The organism is Pseudoalteromonas sp. OANN1 (assembly GCF_024124685.1).
GTDB lineage: Bacteria > Pseudomonadota > Gammaproteobacteria > Enterobacterales > Alteromonadaceae > Pseudoalteromonas > Pseudoalteromonas piscicida.
Genome location: NZ_JAMXSE010000054.1, coordinates 1 through 1,056, shown reverse-complemented (window position 1 = coordinate 1,056; position 1,056 = coordinate 1). Strand labels below are relative to the sequence as shown.

Sequence of the window (1,056 nt, the reverse complement as noted above, 5' to 3'; positions counted from 1 at the left end):
CGACAACATCAAGATGACTGTTGAGCTAATCGTACCAATCGCGATGGACGAAGGTCTACGTTTCGCTATCCGTGAAGGTGGCCGTACAGTAGGTGCTGGTGTTGTAGCAACAATCGAAGAGTAATCTCTAGGTTGTCGTAAAACACATAAAAAGGTCGCTTTGGCGGCCTTTTTTAATACCTCGTAGCAGCGATTTTATATCGCGACCAACGAAAAGAGTCATTCTCCAATAAAGACGTAAGGTCTTTTTTAATACTTCGTAGCAGTGATTTCATATCGCGACCAGTGAAAGGGCCATTCTCCGATAAGGCGTACAGACTTTTTTAATACCTTGTAGCAGTGATTTTATATCGCGACCAGTGAAAGGGTCATTCTCCGATAAGGCGTACAGACTTTTTTAATACCTAGGTAGCAGTGATTTTATATCGCGACCAGTGAAAGGGCCATTCCCCGATAAGACGTACAGACTTTTATAATATCTTGTAGCAGCGATTTTATATCGCGACAAATGAAAAGGGTCGTTCTCTGATTAGGGCGTACAGACTTTTTTAATACCTTGGTAGCAGCGATTTTATATCGCGACCAACAAAACGAGTCATTCCTAGCAATTCAATAACTGTTGTCGAACCTTCTTAAGTGGTATCCCCACTTATAGAATAGAGACTCATTAGTGTTGATAACACGCGGTACTATACATAAACGGTATACAACACCTCTTTTTTGTTCTCTTTTTATACTGTTAAGTGTCAAAAATAAGCGTTTCGCTTCATTTTTGCTCGAACAAACGTTTTTTCGCAATTTTCTTTAAAAAAGGGGTTGCACTAAAATCGGATCGCCCTATAATGCGACCCCACTGACACGGGGCGCCACGCTGAAAAGCAAAACAGCAACGAGTTAGCGTCAAGTAAAACTTAAGTTCGAAACTTCTTCTAAAGAAATTCAAAATTAAGTGTTGACAAAAAATCGGGAATGCTTAGAATGCACATCCCTCGAAACAGCGAAATGTTTCGAAACGTTCTTTAAAAATATGAAGCAATCATCTGTGTGGGCACTCGT

Annotated in this window: 1 pseudogene; it reads left to right on the top strand. The window is 40.4% G+C overall.

Going from position 1 to position 1,056, the window contains the following annotated elements:
* Positions 1 to 124, top strand: a pseudogene (tuf, locus tag NH462_RS22835) (elongation factor Tu); the annotation flags it as partial.
* Positions 125 to 1,056: the final 932 nt, after the last annotated feature.